The sequence below is a fragment of the Streptacidiphilus anmyonensis genome (assembly GCF_000787855.1).
GTDB lineage: Bacteria > Actinomycetota > Actinomycetes > Streptomycetales > Streptomycetaceae > Streptacidiphilus > Streptacidiphilus anmyonensis.
In genome coordinates this window covers 7263-23548 of the sequence record NZ_BBPQ01000041.1, presented here as the reverse complement: position 1 = coordinate 23548, position 16286 = coordinate 7263, and the positions used below count along the sequence as shown (strand labels likewise).

At 71.5% G+C, this 16286-nt stretch carries 24 protein-coding genes and 3 pseudogenes; 19 read left to right on the top strand and 8 right to left on the bottom strand.

Going from position 1 to position 16286, the window contains the following annotated elements; genetic code table 11:
- Both TR50_RS28065 and TR50_RS28060 read left to right on the top strand, forming a co-directional pair.
- A pseudogene (locus TR50_RS28065) lies at window positions 1–687 on the top strand (hypothetical protein); the annotation flags it as partial.
- Window positions 684–1355 (top strand): 3'-5' exonuclease, encoded by a 672-nt coding sequence (locus TR50_RS28060; protein WP_042428022.1) that lies wholly within the window; start codon window positions 684–686, stop codon window positions 1353–1355. The pseudogene TR50_RS28065 and the gene TR50_RS28060, both read left to right, overlap by 4 nt.
- Before the next feature lie 64 nt (window positions 1356–1419).
- Here TR50_RS28060 and TR50_RS28055 read toward each other — a convergent pair whose 3' ends face one another.
- Window positions 1420–1647: a hypothetical protein gene (locus tag TR50_RS28055; RefSeq protein ID WP_042428019.1), complete on the bottom strand. Its 228-nt coding sequence runs from the start codon at window positions 1645–1647 to the stop codon at window positions 1420–1422.
- A 124-nt stretch (window positions 1648–1771) separates the two neighbouring features.
- Window positions 1772–3154: a hypothetical protein gene (locus tag TR50_RS28050; RefSeq protein ID WP_042428016.1), complete on the bottom strand. Its 1383-nt coding sequence runs from the start codon at window positions 3152–3154 to the stop codon at window positions 1772–1774.
- Window positions 3155–3373: 219 nt separating this feature from the next.
- Between TR50_RS28050 and TR50_RS28045 the strand changes: the two genes are divergently transcribed.
- The 6 genes and pseudogenes from TR50_RS28045 (at window position 3374) to TR50_RS47970 (ending at window position 6702) form a co-directional block, all read left to right on the top strand.
- Complete coding sequence (locus tag TR50_RS28045) at window positions 3374–3949, top strand: hypothetical protein (RefSeq protein WP_042428014.1); 576 nt, start codon at window positions 3374–3376, stop codon at window positions 3947–3949.
- A gap of 108 nt (window positions 3950–4057) precedes the next feature.
- Complete coding sequence (locus TR50_RS28040) at window positions 4058–4354, top strand: hypothetical protein (RefSeq protein WP_042428010.1); 297 nt, start codon at window positions 4058–4060, stop codon at window positions 4352–4354.
- Between the two features lie 31 nt (window positions 4355–4385).
- Window positions 4386–4772: a DUF6221 family protein gene (locus TR50_RS28035; protein WP_152648685.1), complete on the top strand. Its 387-nt coding sequence runs from the start codon at window positions 4386–4388 to the stop codon at window positions 4770–4772.
- A 171-nt stretch (window positions 4773–4943) separates the two neighbouring features.
- A pseudogene (locus tag TR50_RS49850) lies at window positions 4944–5189 on the top strand (RNA polymerase-binding protein RbpA); the annotation flags it as partial.
- Window positions 5190–5398: 209 nt separating this feature from the next.
- On the top strand, window positions 5399–6595 hold the full coding sequence (locus tag TR50_RS28025) for an IS110 family RNA-guided transposase (RefSeq protein WP_042428005.1): 1197 nt from the start codon (window positions 5399–5401) through the stop codon (window positions 6593–6595).
- Window positions 6592–6702: an RNA polymerase-binding protein RbpA gene (locus TR50_RS47970; protein WP_174514867.1), complete on the top strand. Its 111-nt coding sequence runs from the start codon at window positions 6592–6594 to the stop codon at window positions 6700–6702. The genes TR50_RS28025 and TR50_RS47970 overlap by 4 nt, the downstream gene beginning before the upstream one ends.
- Window positions 6703–6803: 101 nt before the next feature.
- On the opposite strand, the gene TR50_RS28020 is transcribed toward TR50_RS47970, so the two are convergent.
- Both TR50_RS28020 and TR50_RS47100 read right to left on the bottom strand, forming a co-directional pair.
- Window positions 6804–7007, bottom strand: a complete 204-nt coding sequence (locus tag TR50_RS28020) for a cold-shock protein (protein WP_042428002.1) — start codon at window positions 7005–7007, stop codon at window positions 6804–6806.
- Between the two features lie 171 nt (window positions 7008–7178).
- Window positions 7179–7352: a hypothetical protein gene (locus TR50_RS47100; RefSeq protein ID WP_160311201.1), complete on the bottom strand. Its 174-nt coding sequence runs from the start codon at window positions 7350–7352 to the stop codon at window positions 7179–7181.
- 133 nt (window positions 7353–7485) lie between these two features.
- Here TR50_RS47100 and TR50_RS28015 point away from each other — a divergent pair, with 133 nt between their 5' ends.
- Window positions 7486–7854 carry a hypothetical protein gene (locus tag TR50_RS28015; protein WP_152648684.1) on the top strand — a complete coding sequence of 123 codons (369 nt, stop codon included), beginning with the start codon at window positions 7486–7488 and terminating at the stop codon, window positions 7852–7854.
- Between the two features lie 4 nt (window positions 7855–7858).
- On the opposite strand, the gene TR50_RS28010 is transcribed toward TR50_RS28015, so the two are convergent.
- Both TR50_RS28010 and TR50_RS28005 read right to left on the bottom strand, forming a co-directional pair.
- Complete coding sequence (locus TR50_RS28010) at window positions 7859–8116, bottom strand: hypothetical protein (RefSeq protein ID WP_042427996.1); 258 nt, start codon at window positions 8114–8116, stop codon at window positions 7859–7861.
- On the bottom strand, window positions 8116–8496 hold the full coding sequence (locus TR50_RS28005) for a hypothetical protein (protein WP_042428146.1): 381 nt from the start codon (window positions 8494–8496) through the stop codon (window positions 8116–8118). Before TR50_RS28005 ends, TR50_RS28010 begins: the two co-directional genes overlap by 1 nt.
- 153 nt (window positions 8497–8649) lie before the next feature.
- On the opposite strand from TR50_RS28005, the gene tap reads away from it, so the two are divergent.
- The 7 genes from tap to TR50_RS27970 all read left to right on the top strand — a co-directional run bounded on the left by tap (window position 8650) and on the right by TR50_RS27970 (window position 13330).
- Window positions 8650–10968, top strand: coding sequence for a telomere-associated protein Tap (gene tap / locus TR50_RS28000; RefSeq protein WP_042427993.1), 2319 nt, complete (start codon window positions 8650–8652; stop codon window positions 10966–10968).
- 5 nt (window positions 10969–10973) lie between these two features.
- Complete coding sequence (locus TR50_RS27995; protein WP_152648683.1) at window positions 10974–11156, top strand: hypothetical protein; 183 nt, start codon at window positions 10974–10976, stop codon at window positions 11154–11156.
- A gap of 3 nt (window positions 11157–11159) precedes the next feature.
- Complete coding sequence (tpg, locus tag TR50_RS27990; RefSeq protein ID WP_042427986.1) at window positions 11160–11717, top strand: telomere-protecting terminal protein Tpg; 558 nt, start codon at window positions 11160–11162, stop codon at window positions 11715–11717.
- Window positions 11718–11744: 27 nt separating this feature from the next.
- Window positions 11745–12386: a hypothetical protein gene (locus TR50_RS27985; protein ID WP_042427983.1), complete on the top strand. Its 642-nt coding sequence runs from the start codon at window positions 11745–11747 to the stop codon at window positions 12384–12386.
- A 53-nt stretch (window positions 12387–12439) separates the two neighbouring features.
- Window positions 12440–12643, top strand: a complete 204-nt coding sequence (locus TR50_RS45930; RefSeq protein ID WP_152648682.1) for a hypothetical protein — start codon at window positions 12440–12442, stop codon at window positions 12641–12643.
- Window positions 12644–12761: 118 nt separating this feature from the next.
- Window positions 12762–13067 carry a DUF6247 family protein gene (locus tag TR50_RS27975; protein WP_042427977.1) on the top strand — a complete coding sequence of 102 codons (306 nt, stop codon included), beginning with the start codon at window positions 12762–12764 and terminating at the stop codon, window positions 13065–13067.
- Window positions 13064–13330 carry a VOC family protein gene (locus TR50_RS27970; protein WP_236654622.1) on the top strand — a complete coding sequence of 89 codons (267 nt, stop codon included), beginning with the start codon at window positions 13064–13066 and terminating at the stop codon, window positions 13328–13330. The genes TR50_RS27975 and TR50_RS27970 overlap by 4 nt, the downstream gene beginning before the upstream one ends.
- A gap of 112 nt (window positions 13331–13442) precedes the next feature.
- Here the strand turns inward: TR50_RS27970 and TR50_RS27965 are convergent, their stop codons facing one another.
- The gene (locus TR50_RS27965; RefSeq protein WP_042427973.1) at window positions 13443–13946 is read right to left on the bottom strand and encodes a hypothetical protein; all 504 of its coding nucleotides are present in this window, start codon (window positions 13944–13946) and stop codon (window positions 13443–13445) included.
- Window positions 13947–14024: 78 nt separating this feature from the next.
- Complete coding sequence (locus TR50_RS45925; protein ID WP_152648681.1) at window positions 14025–14234, bottom strand: hypothetical protein; 210 nt, start codon at window positions 14232–14234, stop codon at window positions 14025–14027.
- A 226-nt stretch (window positions 14235–14460) separates the two neighbouring features.
- On the opposite strand from TR50_RS45925, the gene TR50_RS27960 reads away from it, so the two are divergent.
- The 3 genes and pseudogenes from TR50_RS27960 to TR50_RS47095 form a co-directional block, all read left to right on the top strand.
- Window positions 14461–15321 carry a hypothetical protein gene (locus tag TR50_RS27960; RefSeq protein WP_042427971.1) on the top strand — a complete coding sequence of 287 codons (861 nt, stop codon included), beginning with the start codon at window positions 14461–14463 and terminating at the stop codon, window positions 15319–15321.
- 33 nt (window positions 15322–15354) lie between these two features.
- Window positions 15355–15918 (top strand): AAA family ATPase, encoded by a 564-nt coding sequence (locus tag TR50_RS43025; protein ID WP_084701100.1) that lies wholly within the window; start codon window positions 15355–15357, stop codon window positions 15916–15918.
- Between the two features lie 3 nt (window positions 15919–15921).
- Window positions 15922–16286 (top strand): annotated as a pseudogene (locus tag TR50_RS47095) (hypothetical protein); the annotation flags it as partial.

The window sequence follows — 16286 nt, the reverse complement described above, 5'->3', positions numbered from 1 at the left end:
AACGACGGCAACGACTTCGTGGTGCGGCAGATCGCCCGCGAGGTCGGCCGCCAGCTCGACTCCGGCACCGATCCCGAGCGACTGCGGCATCGCCTGGAGCTGCGCTATGCCCGCGTCATGGCGGACGAGATCCGCGACGTCGGCCGCTGGCTGCTCGGAGTGGCCCTGCCGCACTGGGGCTGCGGCCACCAAGACTGCGAGACCGGCCTGATGTGGACCACCGGGCAGGCCTGCGACGTGTGCGCGGAGGTCTGCGCCGACCGTGCCGCGCAGCGCGAGACCGAGCGCCGCCAACGCCTGAACCTGTGCCCGCAGCACGGCACCCGCCCCCGTCCGGACGGGTCGTGCGTGGACTGCGACCTCGAGCACACGATCCTTCACCCGGCACCGGTCCCGTCCCCACGGGAAGGCGCAGACGACCGACCGGTCGGCAACTGCCACCGCTGCCGGACCCCGCTGTTCCTCCTGGGCCAGGCCGTGGTCGACGGACTGTGCCTCCCCTGCCGCGAGCAGCCCGAACAGTACGTTGCTGCCCGGGTGAGCGAGGCCTTCGTGCAGTGCGCCGGCGCGCCGGGCGAACCGTGCACCCGCGAAGCCCTGCCGACCCGCACCGTGTGCCTGCGCCACCGCTCCCAGGAGCTGGCGGCCGAGGCGGCGGCCGCGCTGAGCGGAGGGCCGACGGCATGACGTCCACCCCCGTGCGCCTGGCCGAGGATCCCGCGCTGGCCGCGACGACCCTGTTGGTCATCGACTTCGAGGCGACGACCCCGGCTGGCCACCGCCCGCAGCCGGTCGAAGTCGCCGCCCTGGCCGTGCGGCACGTCCCGGGCCGCGGCCCGCAGCCCACCGGGTGGAGCTACCAGACGCTGATCCGCCCGCCCGCCTTCGCCCCGGTCACCAGCATGATGACCCGCACCACCGGCATCCGGCCCGAGGACGTTGCCGACGCACGCACCGTCGACCAGGTTCTCGCCGAACTCGACGCCACGGCGCCGGCCGGGCCGCTGCTCCTGGTTGCCCAGCACGCCCCGGTCGAGGCCTCGCTCCTGTACGACCACCGCGCCCACTGCCCGCGCCTGGCCTCCACCGCGCTGCTCGACACCCGGCTGCTGGCCAAGGCCTTGCACCCGGACCTCCCCGGCTACGGCCTGGACGCGTTGATCACCGGGTTCGGCCTGCCCCGTCCCGCCGACCGGCATCGCGCCCTGGCCGACTGCGAGGTGACGGCTCTGCTGCTGCGCCGTCTGCTGACCGACGCCGCCCGCTGCAGCAGCTACACCAGCCTCGCCGACCTGGTCGCCGTCGCCGGTCGCCCGGCGAAGAGCTCTGCCGCGGACCAGCACGCTCTGTTCTGACCGGGCCCGGGGAACGGCTGCGGCCCGCCCCCAGCAGTGCTGGAGACGGGCCGGTGGCAAGAGGTCAGGACGCCTGGAACTCCGTGCTCTTCACTTTGTAGAACGAGGCCTTCGCCGGCCTGACCGTGCTCTGTTCGAGTGCGTCGGCCATTGCAGCGAAGCCGCTGCTGCGCCGCACCACGGTGAAGAACTTGCCCAGCGCCTCCTTGTCCTCCCACAGCTCCTGGGCCGTGCTGATGATCAGCGACTTCAGCGCCTCGGTGCCGGCGTCCACGTCAACGTTCTCGCTCACGCGATTCCCCTCACTGGTGGCATGTCCCCGATCAACATCCCCACCTTGGCCGCTGCCTACGCCCGCCCCCCGCTGTTGGTGCAGGTTGGTGACCCTGCCCCGTCCCTCCCGGTGCCGGCGCAGGTCAGTCGCTGTCCGCGTGCGGCTCCAGGAGAGCGAAGTACGTCTCCCGCTGCTGCTCGGTCAGTTCCCCGTCCAGCGAGAGCGCCGACTGCAGCGCGGCCAGTGTGTCCGCAGCCGGGACCTGCCACAGCTTGTGGGCCTGGCTCTGGATCTCGCCGATGACGGCGTGCGCTTCGCCCGGGAAGCAGCGGATGTACCAGTCGAGCGTCTTGGCCACCGGCGGCATCAGGTTCAGATGCCACCACTTGACGCCCTCGGCGGCCCTCTCGTCGGCGAACATCTCGATGCTGTCGGTGAAGTCGTGCACCACCGCGGCCAGCACGGTCTGCCCGAGGTGTCGAGTGGGCACGATCTGGTCGAGACTGGCTCCCACCGACCAGGCGAGCGTGTCGGCGACTTCGCCGACGGACTCCTTGTTGCGGTGGCGCAGTGCCCAGCGCTTGCGCAGGTCAGGCCGGTCGAACAGGGTGTGCTGGAAGTCGGCGGCGAAGCGGTCGCGGACCTCGGCCGCGCCGGGCGAGAGGCTGTCGCGGTCGCCGGCGGACATCACTTCGCCGACTCCCTGGTAGGAGCGCTGCCGCGCTTCCACCCAGTCCTGGGCGACCGCCCGGGACCACTGGTCGCGGTTGCCGACGGTGGCCTGGGGCAGCGGGACCTCGCTGCTGCCGCGCGAGATGTAGGCCCGCAGGGTGGAGGCGCTGATGCCGCCCAGCTCCGCCAACTCCGGGGCCCCCAGCAGTTGGGAGGCGACCAGTTCGGGGCTGGAGAGGTCGACGACGCACTGCTCCAACGGCCTGGCGTCCGCGCGCTCCTGGTGGTGCCGGGCCCACAGCGCGAGATGGTCGTGCCAGTTGTCCGGGCGGGGGGCGCCGGGGGCGAAGCCGGTCACTGCGGCGATGCGTGCCGCGGCGGGATCCGCGTGCTTGTCGAGCAGGTCGGCGGCTGTGACGGTGACCGCCATGCGGGCCTTGCGGCGTTCGTGCCCGCCGGTGAGGGGGTCGAAGATCTGGCCGGGCCGGTACCAGGTGGTGCCGTCCCACCAGTAGCCGCCGGCGCGGAACAGCAGTTCCTCGCCGTCCCACTGACCGTGCAGGAAGGAGGTGTTTCCGTTGGATACCAGCAGCACGGTCTGGCCGTGTTCGGGGTGGTAGCGCACCGCCCAGGCGAGCGTGTGATCGAGCGGGTCGGTGGTGAAGGCACGCCACCCGCCGCCGGCGCGATTCTTGTCCCAGCGGCCCCACATGCCCTTGCCCTGGTTGCGGCCGACGGCCTCGATGGCCTCCGGCCCTTCGTTCAGCGGCAGGTGGGAGTCATCGACGAAGGGAAGGCCCGGCACCGGGTGGTCGGTGCGCAGACCGTTGGCGATCGGAAGGACGTGAGCCACAGCTGGTTCCCCACTTCGCTTCTACCGCTGCACTAATCGTGCAGCGCTTGAGTTGCTCTCTTTGTACAAGCTCAGCGATGCGGTTGATACAGCGTTTTTGGCCAGCTTTCAGTGGGAGCGCAGCCGGATCGACGGCCGCCCAGGTCAAAGTCCCCGCTGCGGTGGCCCGTTGACGGAGTTCCGCCACGGTCGCGGACCGTGATCGGTAGGGTGCGGAGCATGATGATCCTTGCGGACCGCGCCGGCGGCGACACCCTGGAGAGCCTGAGGTTCTGGCGGGACAACCGCAGCAAGTTCGGCACTTTCGTCGAGGCGCGCGCCTACCTGTCCGACGACGACGCGATCGTCGACGGCCGCCGGTTCGCCTCCACCGTCAGCGGCCCGCAGTACGCCTGGCCGCAGTCGCCCAAGCTCGTGCTGGTCGACGAGAACGGCGACGAACTGTGGCTCACCGCGTGCTGCTGCGGCTACGGCGGTACCGCCCCTGGCGGCACGGAGGACATCCTCATTGAGGAGGGCTTCGTCGACACCCCCGAGGACGCCGCCCGACTGGTCGCGGACCACCTGGTCTTGGTCCTGCACAAGGGCGCGGCCCAGCCCGTCGAAGCCGTCCCCGTCGAGGTGCGCGGCAACGACCGCGACCGCGACACCCTGGAGCGGTGGCTGGAACGGCTGTGGCACGAACCGCGCATCCACACCGACAAGGCGATGCGCGCCGCGAGCCGCTGGCTACGCAAGAGCGACCCGTTGGACGGCGCGCCGGACGGCGTACACGGGGACGAGCACGCCGCCTAAGGCCGGTCGTGCCGTACGGGACGTATCCAGGGGCGGTGAACGGCGGCCTGACGCCGCGGGATCCGGGAAAACCTCCAGGTGGAGGCTGGACGGGACTAAGGTCCGTGCATGGCCGAGATCCGCGTCCGCATCAGCGCCGACCAGGCGAAAGACACCGAGAGCGTCGTGCGACTGCTGCGCGCCCACTACACCGATCCGAAGGCTGAGCGCAGCGTCGACGGGGACGGCACCGTGCTGCTCGTGCTCGACACGGAACGCAAGGCGCCGCAGCGGGAGTTCGTGGCCGACAGCTGGACTGGTCCTGACGGCGCCGTCTACACCGTGGCCCGCGACAAGACCTCGCCGCCGCTGACGGCTGGGCAGAAAGCCGAGATCGAGAGCCTGGAGCTCACGGACCCGGCCTGACCGGCTGGTGCACACCCAGAGAGGGGGGCTCGTGTCGTTCGACGTGTCGGAGTTGTTCGCCTTCGTCGCGGCCAGGAGCGCGGAGGAAACACAGTCGTCGGTGGACTTCTGCCGCAGCGTGGAAAGCGGCGCGCTGCCAGGACCCGGCCTCGAGATCAGCCCGGAGTCCCTGCTGCAGCACGGCGAGTCGAAGCTGCGAGGGCACCAGGCGGTGGAGCAGATGCTCGCCACCACCATCCGGCCGTACCTCGGGCACTCCGGGGAAGCCGGCCAGAACGCTGAGCAGCAGCTGCGTCTGCTCGCGGTCCAGTACGACCAGCACCGCGACTACCGCCCCCAGTGGCGCCCCGGCTCACCGGAGTATCCGCGGCTGGCCGCCGTGCCCCGGCGCCCGACGCAGCAGCTCACCGAGTCCTGACCGCCCGGGGGCAGCCGGGGACCGCACAGGCCCGGGCGGCCCGCCGTGTGCTGGAGGTCGGCCGGGGAATGCTCTACCAGAAGGTGCCCGTACGCTGGGCCTATCCCATGCACATCCGAGGCGTGGACATCATGGCCGAGGGAGAGCAACGTGGCGCAGGGACGCGGCAACATCAGAGGCGCGCGCATCGGGTCCGGACCGCTGGGCGAGCCGGAGCGGGGTGACCTGGCCCCGCGCACGACGGTGTCGTTCTGGTGCAGCAAAGGCCACCACACCCAGCTCAGCTTCGCGATCGAGGCGGAGGTCCCGCCGACATGGGACTGCCCCAGGTGCGGTCTGCCCGCTGGCCGGGACCGCGACGACGCGCCCGTCGCCGAGGGGAGCGCCCCCTACATGACGCTCTACCTTCGTTCTCGGGCTTGCCTCAGCCATTCGTAGGGTTGTGGCACCCAGGGGAACCGGGTGTGGCTTACATGACGCTGCCGCTTGTGGCTCCATGTGCTTGGCCGCCCGGTTCCCCACGACGACTCGGCCGCCGATTGGGAAGTGCGAGCAAGTCGCTGTGTAGAGCCATGCCGGCGAGGTCGTCCGTGGTATGCCAGACGAGTACGACCTGATGGAGAACGATGAGCCGGATCTGGGCGGGCACCGACTGCGGCAAGGCCCACCACCACACGCTGGTCGTCGATGCCGAGGGCAAGAAGCTGCTCTCGCGGCGCGTGTCCAACGACGAGCCCGAGTTGCTGCAACTGGTCGCCGATGTCCTGGACCTCGCGGGTGGACGCGAGGTGGTCTGGGCGATGGACATGACCGGCGGCGAGCCGAGCCTCCTGATCAACCTACTGACCGCCCACGGCCAGAGCCTCGTCTACATCCCCGGCTTCGCGGTCAACCGAGCGACGGACAGTTATCGCGGGCAGGGCAAGACCGATGCCCGCGACGCTCATGTGATCGCGGACCAGGCGAGGATGCGCACCGACCTCCAGCCGATCCGCCTGGACGAAGAGGTCGTCATCGAACTGCGGTTGCTGACCGAATACCGGTCTGACCTGGTCGCCGACCGCACCCGCACGATCAACCGGCTCCGAGCCCTGCTGAACAGCATGTTCCCCGCCTTGGAGCGAGCCCTCGACCTCGGCAATGTCGGCCCTCTCAAGCTGCTGACCGGCTATCAGACCCCCGCCGCGATCCGTCGCACCGGCGTGAAGCGGCTGACGGCGTGGCTGCGCAATCGGAAGGTCTGGGGAGCCCAGGCACTGGCTGAGACGGCCGTCGAGGCCGCTGAGCGACAGCACACCGCTGTTGCCGGAGAGAAGACCATCGCGAAGATGGTTCATACCCTGGTCGAGGAGGTGACAGCCCTCAACGTGAAGATCGCCGAGACCGAGAAGCTCATCGAGAGCCGGTTCCGCGAACACGAGCTCGCCCAGGTGATTACCTCGCTGCCAGGCATCGGGCCAATCTTCGGAGCAGAGTTCCTCGCCGCCGTAGGCGGGAGCCTGGACGCCTTTCCGACCGCGGATCGCCTCGCCGCCTTCGCCGGCGTCAGCCCCGCCCCGCGGGACTCCGGCAAAGTCAGCGGCAACCTCCACCGGCCCACGCGCTACCACCGACGCCTGCAACGCGTCTTCTACCAGTCAGCGTTGCAGAGCATCCAGCGTGACCCGAACTCACGCGCCTTCTACGACAGGAAGCGCGCGGAGGGCAAACGACACACCCAGGCGGTCATCGCCCTGGCCCGCCGCCGCGTCAACGTCCTCTGGGCGCTGATCCGTGACCGGCGGTGCTACCAAGTCACACCACCCGTCACCACAGCAGCTTGACGATCCGCATTGGGAAGCACATGGGCTACGTCCGGCAGCGCCGCAGCCAGGAGGACGGCGAGATCCTGCTCAACGAGGCACTGGCCAAGCTGCGCGGGACCGGCTGACCCATCGCGGCGACCGTGGCGAGCGCGTGTGGCATCGTCGGCCGACGACATGAACGAGCCCGGCCGCCCCAGGGGACGGCCGGGCTGTCGCCTTTTGTGGGTCAGCCGCGGACGATGTTCGCCGCCTGCGGACCCTTCTGGCCCTGCTCGATATCGAAGGTCACGGTCTCGCCCTCCACAAGCTCGCGATAGCCGTTCCCCGTGATTGCCGAGTAGTGGGCGAACACGTCCGGGCCGCCGCCGGCCTGCTCGATGAAGCCGAAGCCCTTCTCCGCGTTGAACCACTTCACGGTGCCCTGCGCCATGGTGAACTCTCCCGTTCGGGACGAGGGCCAGCACAGATTGCCGGCCCTTGGATGGGTCGCGTCCTCGAACAGCAGGTGCAGCGGTACGGCGGACAGCGAACGTCGAGCAGCACGCTACCCATCCTGTGCGGCCGCTAACGCGGAGGGCCTGGCCCCGATTCCGGGTCAGGTTCAGCAGCGCTGGTCGGCGGGGCGGCCGAGCGCGGCCAGCGCGTCGAGAGCGTCACGGTGCTCGTCCCGGCGGGTCCGGTCGAACAGCACCTCGGCCGGGGCGATCCGGGGCCGGGGCGGTTCCGGCCGGCGCTGCTGCGGGATCATCGCGAGGTCGTCGTCTTCGGGGATCACCTCCGGGACGATACGCCCGCATCCACCCGGCGGTGTAGAGCCCCAACTGACCTGTGGGCTAAGCAGTCTTGGCCTGTCGGTGGTGGCCTGTAGCCTCGCGGTCGGGTCCAGCCACGAGCTTGGGAGGGGCGTGATGACGGCTGAGGCGTTGATGCGGCTGCGGTGCAACTCGCCGCGCTGCCATGGGTCGATCACCCGGCCGCAGACCGAGAGCGAGCCGGAGGGGATCCGCGCGGCGGCCGCCGTCTCGGGCTGGACTGTCGTCGGGGGCGCGACCAGCCTCGCGCACCGCATCCTCACCAGGGACATGTCCCCGCAAGACCGCTGCCCGGCCTGCAATCGGGGACGACCGGTTGTGTTCTCCGGCAGTTGCCCGCATTGCGGCGGCATGGGGCCGATCGGCACCTCGGGCTGCATGGACTGCGGCCAGTCCTCCCCTGAGACCGAACGCGCCGCAGACAGCGACCAGCACGATCCGGACCGCGCCGCGCAGGAGCCGTGAGGTCCTACCCGGTCGGCCGTCCGTCGGCCCGGGCCCAGCCGGCGGGCCTCAGGTCCTCTTCCAGGACGGCGGTTGCATCGACACGGACCGTCAGTTCCTGCCCGAGCAGCTGCTCGGCCGGGAGACCGGCGGCCCGCGCCAGCACCTCCGTGTCGACGGGCACAAGCGCGGCCGCGGCACAGAAGGACTCCAGGGTGCACCACGCCTGCGCCCCTTGGATGCGGGCGACGCGAGCGGTGGTGCGGGTTCTGTGACCGGGCATCAGTCGGTCCAGTCCAGCTGCGCGGCGGGGATGCCCAGCGTCAGGCCGTAGTCGACGGCCCGGCGCCGGCCCTCAGCGTCTCCGCGCCGGTACCGCCGCACCTGCCCCGGGAAGACGACGTAGACCAGGACGTCCGGACCGTCGCCGGTGGCGGTGTAGTTGCAGTACCAGCCCCCGGTCGGCGAGAGCGCGTCGGCGAGCGCCTGGGCGAGCTGGTCGGCCGCCTGGTCCTCGGCGGTGAAGTCCACCAGTGTCCACGTGGCCGGCTGCCCGGGTGCCGGGTCCGCCACGGTGACGCGCCAGATCCGGGTGACGGTCATCGGCACCCGTAGGTCTGCGCCGGGCCGCAGGCTCTCCGCGATCAGCACACCTGTCAGCACCACTGCTCCTCTGCCACGTTTCCGCTGGTGGGGCGAGGCTAGCGGCCGGGTACGACAACAGGCCGCATGGGCTCCCGACCCGATTGAGTGCCAAATCCAGGGTTAAGCGCAAGGGTTACATATCTATGGTAAGCTGTGCTCAGGAGGTGACTCATGCCCAAGGCTGAGAAGTCGGAGGACGAGCTGTTCGCGGCCGTCGACGCACTATTGGAGGGGCCGCAGGAGGTTCTGCCGGATCCCACCGAGCGCGCCCGGCTGCGCGAGGCCGCAGGCGTCCCGCAGTCCACGGTGGCGCAGGCCCTGTCCACGACCACGCAGACCGTCAAGAACTGGGAGAGCGGCCGGAGCGAGCCGCGGCCGCCGCGCCTGCAGGCGTACAAGCGCCTGCTGGACGGCTGGGCCGCGCAGTTCCCCGCGCCCGCCCCGGCCGCCCCGGCGGAGGTGGCAGTCCCAGCCGCCTTCACCCCGGCTGCCGAGTCGGCGCCGCTGCCGGCGGCCGTGGAGCGGCTGCGCGCGGCCGAGGTCCGCGCAGGCGCCCCCGCCCGCGAGGACCAGGACGCCGCGGTGCGCCCGGGCACCCGCGCCGGGAGCTCGCGCCGCCCGGCCACCGCGAAGACGACCCCCGCTGCGGCGCGGCCGCTGCCCGACAGTCGGTTCGCGCACGGGCCCCTCGCGGTGCTGGACGGCGACGGCACCGCGTACGCGGTCGGCGGCCTGGTCCTTACGTGCGAGGCGACGACGCTCGCGCAGCTGGTGACCTGGACGCTCTCGGAGTCCGGCCTGGGTGCGCCGCGGCTGAACCGGTACGGCAAGGACGGCGACCCGCTGATCGTGCTGACCGCCAGCGCCGCGAAGCGGTTCGGCCTGCCCTCCGCGCTGCTGGACGAGCAGGTCTACCCGGGCAAGCGCCTGCCCGCGAACCACGTCGACGTGGCCCAGCGCGCCCAGCGGCTGCCGGAGGACCACAGCGTGGTCAAGGCGCTGCTGCGGGCGAAGTGGAACTTGACGAAGCGTGGCTTCGGGCCGTGGGCGCGGGTCTACCGCAAGGCGGAGGGCTCGGAGCGGCAGTGTGTCCAGTTCGCGATCCTGCCGTGGGGCGCGCTGGACCCCCGCCACTGGGGAGCGGCCGCCGAGCTGCCCGCCCCGGAGCTGGCGCGGGTGCTGGGCACCTATGCCACCCGGGTGCTGACTCCGCGCGGCTCCACGGCGGTGACGGGTCTGGAGCTGATGACCGCGCTGCGGCCGCCGACCCGCGCGGTCAAGGACGAGTCCACCGGCGGGTGGAAGCGCGCGTTCAACCCGGGCGCGCTGATCGAGCCGGTGGACCCGGCGCCGCCGGAGGCCCCGAAGGAGCACTCGAAGGCCCAGGGCTGGACCGGCGGCTTCATCGACGAAGAGGCGTACCAGTGGACCCGCCCGATCGAGACGATCGGCGACGCGGAGATGCTCCAGCCCTACTGCGTGGGCCTGGACATCAACACCGCCTTCCTCGCCGGGGCCGCCCGCCTGAACGTGGGGCTGTGCGCGCCCGAGCGCGTGAAGCGCCCGGTGTTCGACAAGAAGGTCCCCGGCTCCTGGCTGGTGGACCTGTCCGGGCTGGAGACCGACCCGCGCCTGCCCTCGCCGTTCACGCCGTCCGGTCAGCGGCCCGACGGTGCAGGCTGGTACGCCACCCCGACCGTCGCCTACGCCGTCGAGCTCGGGCTGAACGTGGAGCCGATCGAGGCCTGGGTGCGGCCGACCTACGGGGCGTACCTGGACCCGTGGCACGACCATCTGCGCGAGGCGTACGTGTCCACCATGGCCAACGCCGGGATCCCGGTCGAAAAGGACGCGGACGAGCACCAGTTCCTCGCGGCCCTGTCCGCGCACCAGATCCTCAAGCGCCACCAGGGCGACGACGTGGCCGCGCTGCGCGCCCACCTGACCGAGGCCGGCCTGGTCCACCTCGCGCAGTTCGACGACGGGCAGCTGCTGGACCGCGCGGAGCGGCACCGGCAGATCGACATGGTCCTGACCGCGATCAAGCACACGGTCAAGGGCGGCATCGGCAAGTTGAGGGAGCGTCCGCGCGGCCTGGGCTTCAAGCCCGGGGAGAGCTGGCCCGCGCTGGAGCGCCCGACCTGGCGCCCCGACATCCGCGCCGCGGTCATCGCCAAGGCGAGGGTGAACATGCACCGGAAGATGGCCAACATGGTCAAGCACACCGGCCGCTACCCGCTCGGCGTGGCCACCGACTGCGTCGTCTACGCCTCCCCGACCCCGGACCCGTTCGGCTTCCTCCCGCTGGCCGGGAACGGCCGCGTCCTGCCCGGGGTGTTCCGCCTCGGCGCGACGCCGGGCCTGGCCAAGATCGAGGGCGTGCAGTCCATGCTGTGGGCAATCAGCCTGCTGGAGCACGACCCCCAGCCGCTCAACCCGGCCCGGCACATCAAGGGCGACGGCGACTCGGTCCTGGACGACGGGGAGTGACCCCGGTGCTCGACACCAACACGCCGCACCTGGCCGCCGCCGCCCGCGCGAACCTCGCGGGCGGCGGCCCCGGCCACTGCGAAAGCCCGGGGCTCGACCAACTGGCCGGCCTGTGGCGGGTCAGCTGCCGGCCGACCGCCACGGCTCCGCGCATCACCAGCGACGACACCACGGCCAAGGAGGAGTAGGCGATGGCGGAAGAGATCGGCGACGCACTGCTGCGCCGCGACCAGGCAGCGTTCACGCAGGCACTGCCCACCGACCCGCGCAAGATGATGCAGGAGCTCATGCGCGCGGAGAAGCAGGACAAGGCCAAGGTGGCGGCCCGGCTGGGCACCACGAAGCGCACCGTGGAGCGCTACCTGTCCGGCAAGCTCAAGCGGCCCCAGCACGCGATGCGCGACGCCCTGGAGCGCGAGGTCGCCAAGACCTGGCAGCCGATCGTGCGCCGCCGCGCCCGCCGCGCCGCAGCCGCCACCGGCGGCATCACCGTCGACACCAAGGCCCGGTTCGGCTACACCGCCCCGGTCGGCACCACCGACGACCCCCGCGAGCGGCAGCTGACCGTCCACCTCCCCGCCGCCTACGCCGCACGGCTCTTCGACGCCCAGGACGCCGGAGCCAGCGACGAAGAACTCCGCGAAATCGTCGCGGAAGGACTCCAGGAGGAGTATTTCAAGGACGGCGGGCGGGCTCACCGGCTGGAAGTCGAATTCACCGACATCACCTATTTCGACGTGGAATTCTAGACACCAGCGGGATACGAGGGCGGGGACATGAGCGAGCACGAGCCGACGGGCTACCCGGTCAGCGTTGAGGTCTCCGGGAGGACGTGGTCCGGCCGCACGACCGTCCCCGCCCCGCCGATCCCGTGCTGCGTGGACCAGCTGCGCCGCGCCTCCAGGCCGGCGCTGCTGGCGGCCGCCGTCCACGAGGCCGGGCACGCGGTGACCGCCCTGCACGCCGGGATGCCGCCGGTCGACCTGGAGATCGAGGCGCTGCCGCCCTGCCTGCGGTGCGGCGCCGACCGGGCCCGCGGCGCGAACCTCGCCGTCGGCCTGGACACCATCGCGGCCCACGAGACGCTCCTGGTCCTGGCCGCCGGCGTGCAGGCCGAACTGGCCTGGGCCCAGCAGCAAGGGCCGGTGGACGCCGCGGAGCAGTGGGCAATCGAGCTCGGCGGCCTGGACGACCAGCAGCTCGCCCGCGACGTCGCCGACTCGCTCACCGGCGTCTGGCAGCCGCTCGACTACAGCCCGCCGGGGGCCTGGCCAAAGCCGTGGAACTGGCCCCACCAGCAGCAGCGCGCCCGCGCCCGGGTCTTCGAGCTGTGGCCGCAGATCGAGACGGTGGCCACCCGCCTGTTCGTCGACCACCGGGTGCCCGCCGACGACCTGCCTCGCCTGGTCCTCGGCTGACCCTGCACCGCACAAGACCCCGCTTCACCACCCCGACTGGGAGGAAGACCGTGATGACGAGGAACCCCGTAGAAGAGGTGGCTCTGCAGGCCGACCTCATCCTTGGCGACATCAGCGCCACCGAGCACCAGCGTGCCCTGGCCGGCCTGCTCAACTACATCGCCGACACCTGGCCGAAGCAGGACGCGCCGATCCGCGAGCACGCCCACTACGTCGCCCGCACCCTCGCCGACCAGAACACGGAGCAGGCCCAGTGACCGGGCAGAGCGTGGACCGCGCGTGCCCCGGGCGACGGCAGGCGATGACGGCGAACCCCTCCCCGCGGCCGCCAGCGCGGAGGACACTCAATAGGACCGGCCCTGAAGGAGAGCAGCAGTGAGCGCACAGCCCTACGAACCGGCCCCCGCCCCCGCGCCGCCTGCGGCGGGCGCGGCCGGCGAGATCCGCGCCCAGATCCAGGACGCGCCCGAGGCCGAGCGGTGGCTGCCGGCCTTCGACCGGGACTGGGCGGCGGCGCTGGCCGCCGCGCGCGAGTCCTTCACCCTCGCCCCCGCGCACCAGGTCATCGCCGACTGGCGGGTGCGCCTGGCCACCGCCCCGGCGGTGCGGGCGTTCATCGCCTCCGGCTACGACGACAGCGACGGCGTGCCGCTGGAGGACGTGATCGGCCCCAGGCGGTGAGCGACCCCAGCGAGGCCTGGCCCGCCTTCCTGTCGAAGAACGCCTCCGGCTGCCTGGCCGAACTGCCCCCCGACATCCAGGAACTGGTTCGCGACGCCCTCGCCCTGGCCGGCCGCGCCCCCTACGGCTGGCCCCAGTGGCAGCCCGCCGACCCCGACGGCGCGGACGTGCGCATTGCCCAGGTCGGCACCGTGTCCGTCGTGTACTGGGTCAACCGGCTCCGCGCCCGGCTCTGGGTGCTGGACATCGTCTGGGTCGGATAGCCGGCACATCACCTCCAAGCGCTCCCACCCGGCCCGGGCGGGAGCGCTTTCCTCTTGCCGAAGCACGGCGATCTGGGCGTTGCGCTGGCCGGATCACCGCGCCTCGGTGGAGTCACCGCGCGGGAAGACGACCTCCCGGCAGTGCGGCGCTGGGCCTGGTCGTCGGGTCGTTCCTGTGGGCCCAGTCGTAGGCGCTGCGCGCTGTGCGGAGCAGCATCACGGAGCAGGCCAGCAGGGCATGCGCGGCCGTGCTGCGCGGCACCGGCTCGAGATCGGACTCCGCCGTCGTCACGCACTGCCACAGCACGTCGGAGGCGTCCGACAGTGGCAGGTAGATGCGCCACATCTCGAATTCCTCGACCTCCGGCACGCCGTCGATCGGCCAGGTGCTGGAGTACTCCGCCGCCTGCGCCAGCGCCGCGCACACCTCCCGAAGTTCCAGGCTCTGGGGGTGGATCTCCGCGGTGATCTCCGCCCAGGAGTCCTCCGCGCTGGTCTGCTGGACGTGCCGAGTGATCCAGCCGTGCAGGTTCTGCGCGACCTCCTCCAGCAGCGGGGTCCACGGCAGCCTCAAGAGCTCGACGACCTTCTCGGGGTCGGTGTCCTCGATGTCCATGCCACGGATGTTCCCGCAGCGCGTCCCTGACGCACCACCAGATGCGCGGTGGCCGTGCAGGTCCGCGCGTCACGCCGATCAGCCAGCGGTCGCGGCCTCCTGGGCTTCCTTCAGCTCCAGTGCCTTGATCTGGGCGGTGACCTGCTTCAGTTCGCGGGACTCAGGGGTGTCATCACCGCCCTGGTAGATCATCTCCCAGCGCAGCGTCGCCGCCCGCTCCAGCAGTTGCTTCATCTGTGGGGACGGCGGGGCAGGCTTGGAGCGGCGGAGGAAGCTTGGGATGCGCATCGTCCCAGGTTAGAGACCTGCACCGGCCATCTTGTCGCCGGGTTGCGGACGGTATCTCATCCCGGCGGCAGCACGGCGCGCACAGCGGTCACCGCGCGCTCCTTACGCGCGCCCAAGCACCCCAAAGAGGTGGGCGAATCCTGGGCATTGGTCTGGGCATTTTCTGGGCACGGTGGTGTACTGGTGCTACCGACCGCCCCCTTCCCCTTGAACGGAGGGCCCGTTGATGGACTCCGCCGCCATGCCCGATCGCGACCAGGCCGCAGCCGGCCTGCGCGCCCTGCTGCGCGGAGGGTTGCCGCTGACCGACCCCGCGGCCGCGGGGCACCTGCTTCAGCTGCGGGGGGTGACAGCACGCGCCTCCGGCCCCGAGGACGAGGCGCGGATGCGCGCGCTGGAGGGGCTGCTGCGCTGGCAGCTGGGCCGTTGGGACCACGAGCTCGCGACCGCCACCGACCTGCTGTTCGGCGCGGGGGAGACGGCCGGGGCCACGCTGACGCGCCGCCGCGAAGCCGCAGCCCAGGTGCTGGACCGCGACGTCGACCACTTCCGCAAGCGGATCGAGCCGAAGATCTGCGACCTGGTCGCCTCTCTGCTCCTGGCCGACGCGGAGGCTTTCGGCCGTGCCCGCGCGGAACCGCCGCGACTGACCCGCACCCGGACCCGCCTGCGCCTGGAGCCGGACCCGTTCGCGTGGGAGGCGTGCGAGCACGAGCGCATGTCCTCCCTGCTGTGGGCTGCCGTCTATGCGCTGCGCGCGGACCTGCTGGACCTGGCCCGCCGGGTCTCCATGACCGGCTCGCGCGCCGACCTGAACCGGGCCGCCGACGCCGCCCTGTACGCCTACGGGCGCCTCCTGGCCGCCGCCGACGCCTACCGGGCGGCGTGGGGCGAGCAGCTGCTGCACGCGGACACCTCGCTTGCGCCGCGCGAACTCGCCCGCCTGGCCGGCTGGGTGCCCGACCTCGGCCCCTCCGGCGCCGACCAGCTCAGCACCGCCGCCGCAAAGGCCGGCACGCTGACCGACTTCCTCGACTCCGTGCCCACCACGGTGCGCGAGGACTGGCACCACGCCCACACCCGCTGACCGGCCAACACCACGACGAAGGAGAGTTCCGTCTTGAGCACACCCTCTGATCCGCGCCGCTACGTGATCACTGGCGGCCCTTCCTCCGGGAAGGAGCAGCTCTTCGACGAGCTGCAGGCCCGAGGCCTGCCCTGCTCGAAGGAGGAGGCCGCCCGGGAGATCTACCGCCGCCATCGTGAGCGGCTGGGCCGTCACCTGCAGGTCGGTGACCGCCGGGAGTACTCCCGCGAGGTCCTGGCCGCGTTCGTCGCCGAGTACAGCGCCCACAAGTCCGGGCCGTTCTTCTTCAACCGGGGCATCCCGGACGGCTACGGCTGGGACGCGTTCTTCGGCCTGTCCGCCTACCCGGAGCTGGAGGAAGCCACCCGCACCTACCGCTACGACGCGGTGTTCGTGCTGGACGCGCTGTCCACCTTCGAGAGCGCCGACGACCTGGTCTTCGCCCGCGACCGCGAGATCCCGCGCGTGCACGAGCTGATCGTCCAGGGCTACTACGACGCCGGCTACCGGCCCATCTTCGTGCCCGCCGACGACGCCGAGTCCCGCGTCGACTTCATCCTGCGCAACCTTCCCGAGCCCATCCCCACCAAGGAGTGAGAAGTGGGTGACACCGTGCTGATCTCGCCGAACAACGTCACCGCCAACAGCATGATCCGGGCCATCGACATGATCCGGCCCCGGATCCAGTCCGACCGCCCCGAAGTCGTCGCGCTCTGCGTCGGCACCCAGATCAACGGCGTCCCGCACATCGGCACCTCCATGGTGCAGACCGCCGCGTTCCTGCTCGCCCGCGCCGCCCGGCAGGCCTTCAACGTCGAGACCGTCGTCCGGTTCGGCGCGTTAGACAACGCCCCCTACGACGTCCAGCTCGACCCGGAGACCCACCACGCGTATCAGCAGACGTTCCACCACGCCCTGGGCGAGGCCGGCGTCACCGAGCTGATCGAGAAGAACTACCGCGCCTT

Bases quoted from the DNA above. Each gene is read 5' to 3' on its own strand.
- TR50_RS28060 (WP_042428022.1), top strand. From the start codon at position 684: ATGACGTCCACCCCCGTGCGCCTGGCCGAGGATCCCGCGCTGGCCGCG.
- TR50_RS28045 (WP_042428014.1), top strand. From the start codon at position 3,374: ATGATGATCCTTGCGGACCGCGCCGGCGGCGACACCCTGGAGAGCCTG.
- TR50_RS28040 (WP_042428010.1), top strand. From the start codon at position 4,058: ATGGCCGAGATCCGCGTCCGCATCAGCGCCGACCAGGCGAAAGACACC.
- TR50_RS28025 (WP_042428005.1), top strand. From the start codon at position 5,399: ATGAGCCGGATCTGGGCGGGCACCGACTGCGGCAAGGCCCACCACCAC.
- TR50_RS28020 (WP_042428002.1), bottom strand. From the start codon at position 7,007: ATGGCGCAGGGCACCGTGAAGTGGTTCAACGCGGAGAAGGGCTTCGGC.
- TR50_RS28015 (WP_152648684.1), top strand. From the start codon at position 7,486: ATGACGGCTGAGGCGTTGATGCGGCTGCGGTGCAACTCGCCGCGCTGC.
- TR50_RS28010 (WP_042427996.1), bottom strand. From the start codon at position 8,116: ATGCCCGGTCACAGAACCCGCACCACCGCTCGCGTCGCCCGCATCCAA.
- tap (WP_042427993.1), top strand. From the start codon at position 8,650: ATGCCCAAGGCTGAGAAGTCGGAGGACGAGCTGTTCGCGGCCGTCGAC.
- tpg (WP_042427986.1), top strand. From the start codon at position 11,160: ATGGCGGAAGAGATCGGCGACGCACTGCTGCGCCGCGACCAGGCAGCG.
- TR50_RS27985 (WP_042427983.1), top strand. From the start codon at position 11,745: ATGAGCGAGCACGAGCCGACGGGCTACCCGGTCAGCGTTGAGGTCTCC.
- TR50_RS45930 (WP_152648682.1), top strand. From the start codon at position 12,440: ATGACGAGGAACCCCGTAGAAGAGGTGGCTCTGCAGGCCGACCTCATC.
- TR50_RS27965 (WP_042427973.1), bottom strand. From the start codon at position 13,946: ATGGACATCGAGGACACCGACCCCGAGAAGGTCGTCGAGCTCTTGAGG.
- TR50_RS45925 (WP_152648681.1), bottom strand. From the start codon at position 14,234: ATGCGCATCCCAAGCTTCCTCCGCCGCTCCAAGCCTGCCCCGCCGTCC.
- TR50_RS27960 (WP_042427971.1), top strand. From the start codon at position 14,461: ATGGACTCCGCCGCCATGCCCGATCGCGACCAGGCCGCAGCCGGCCTG.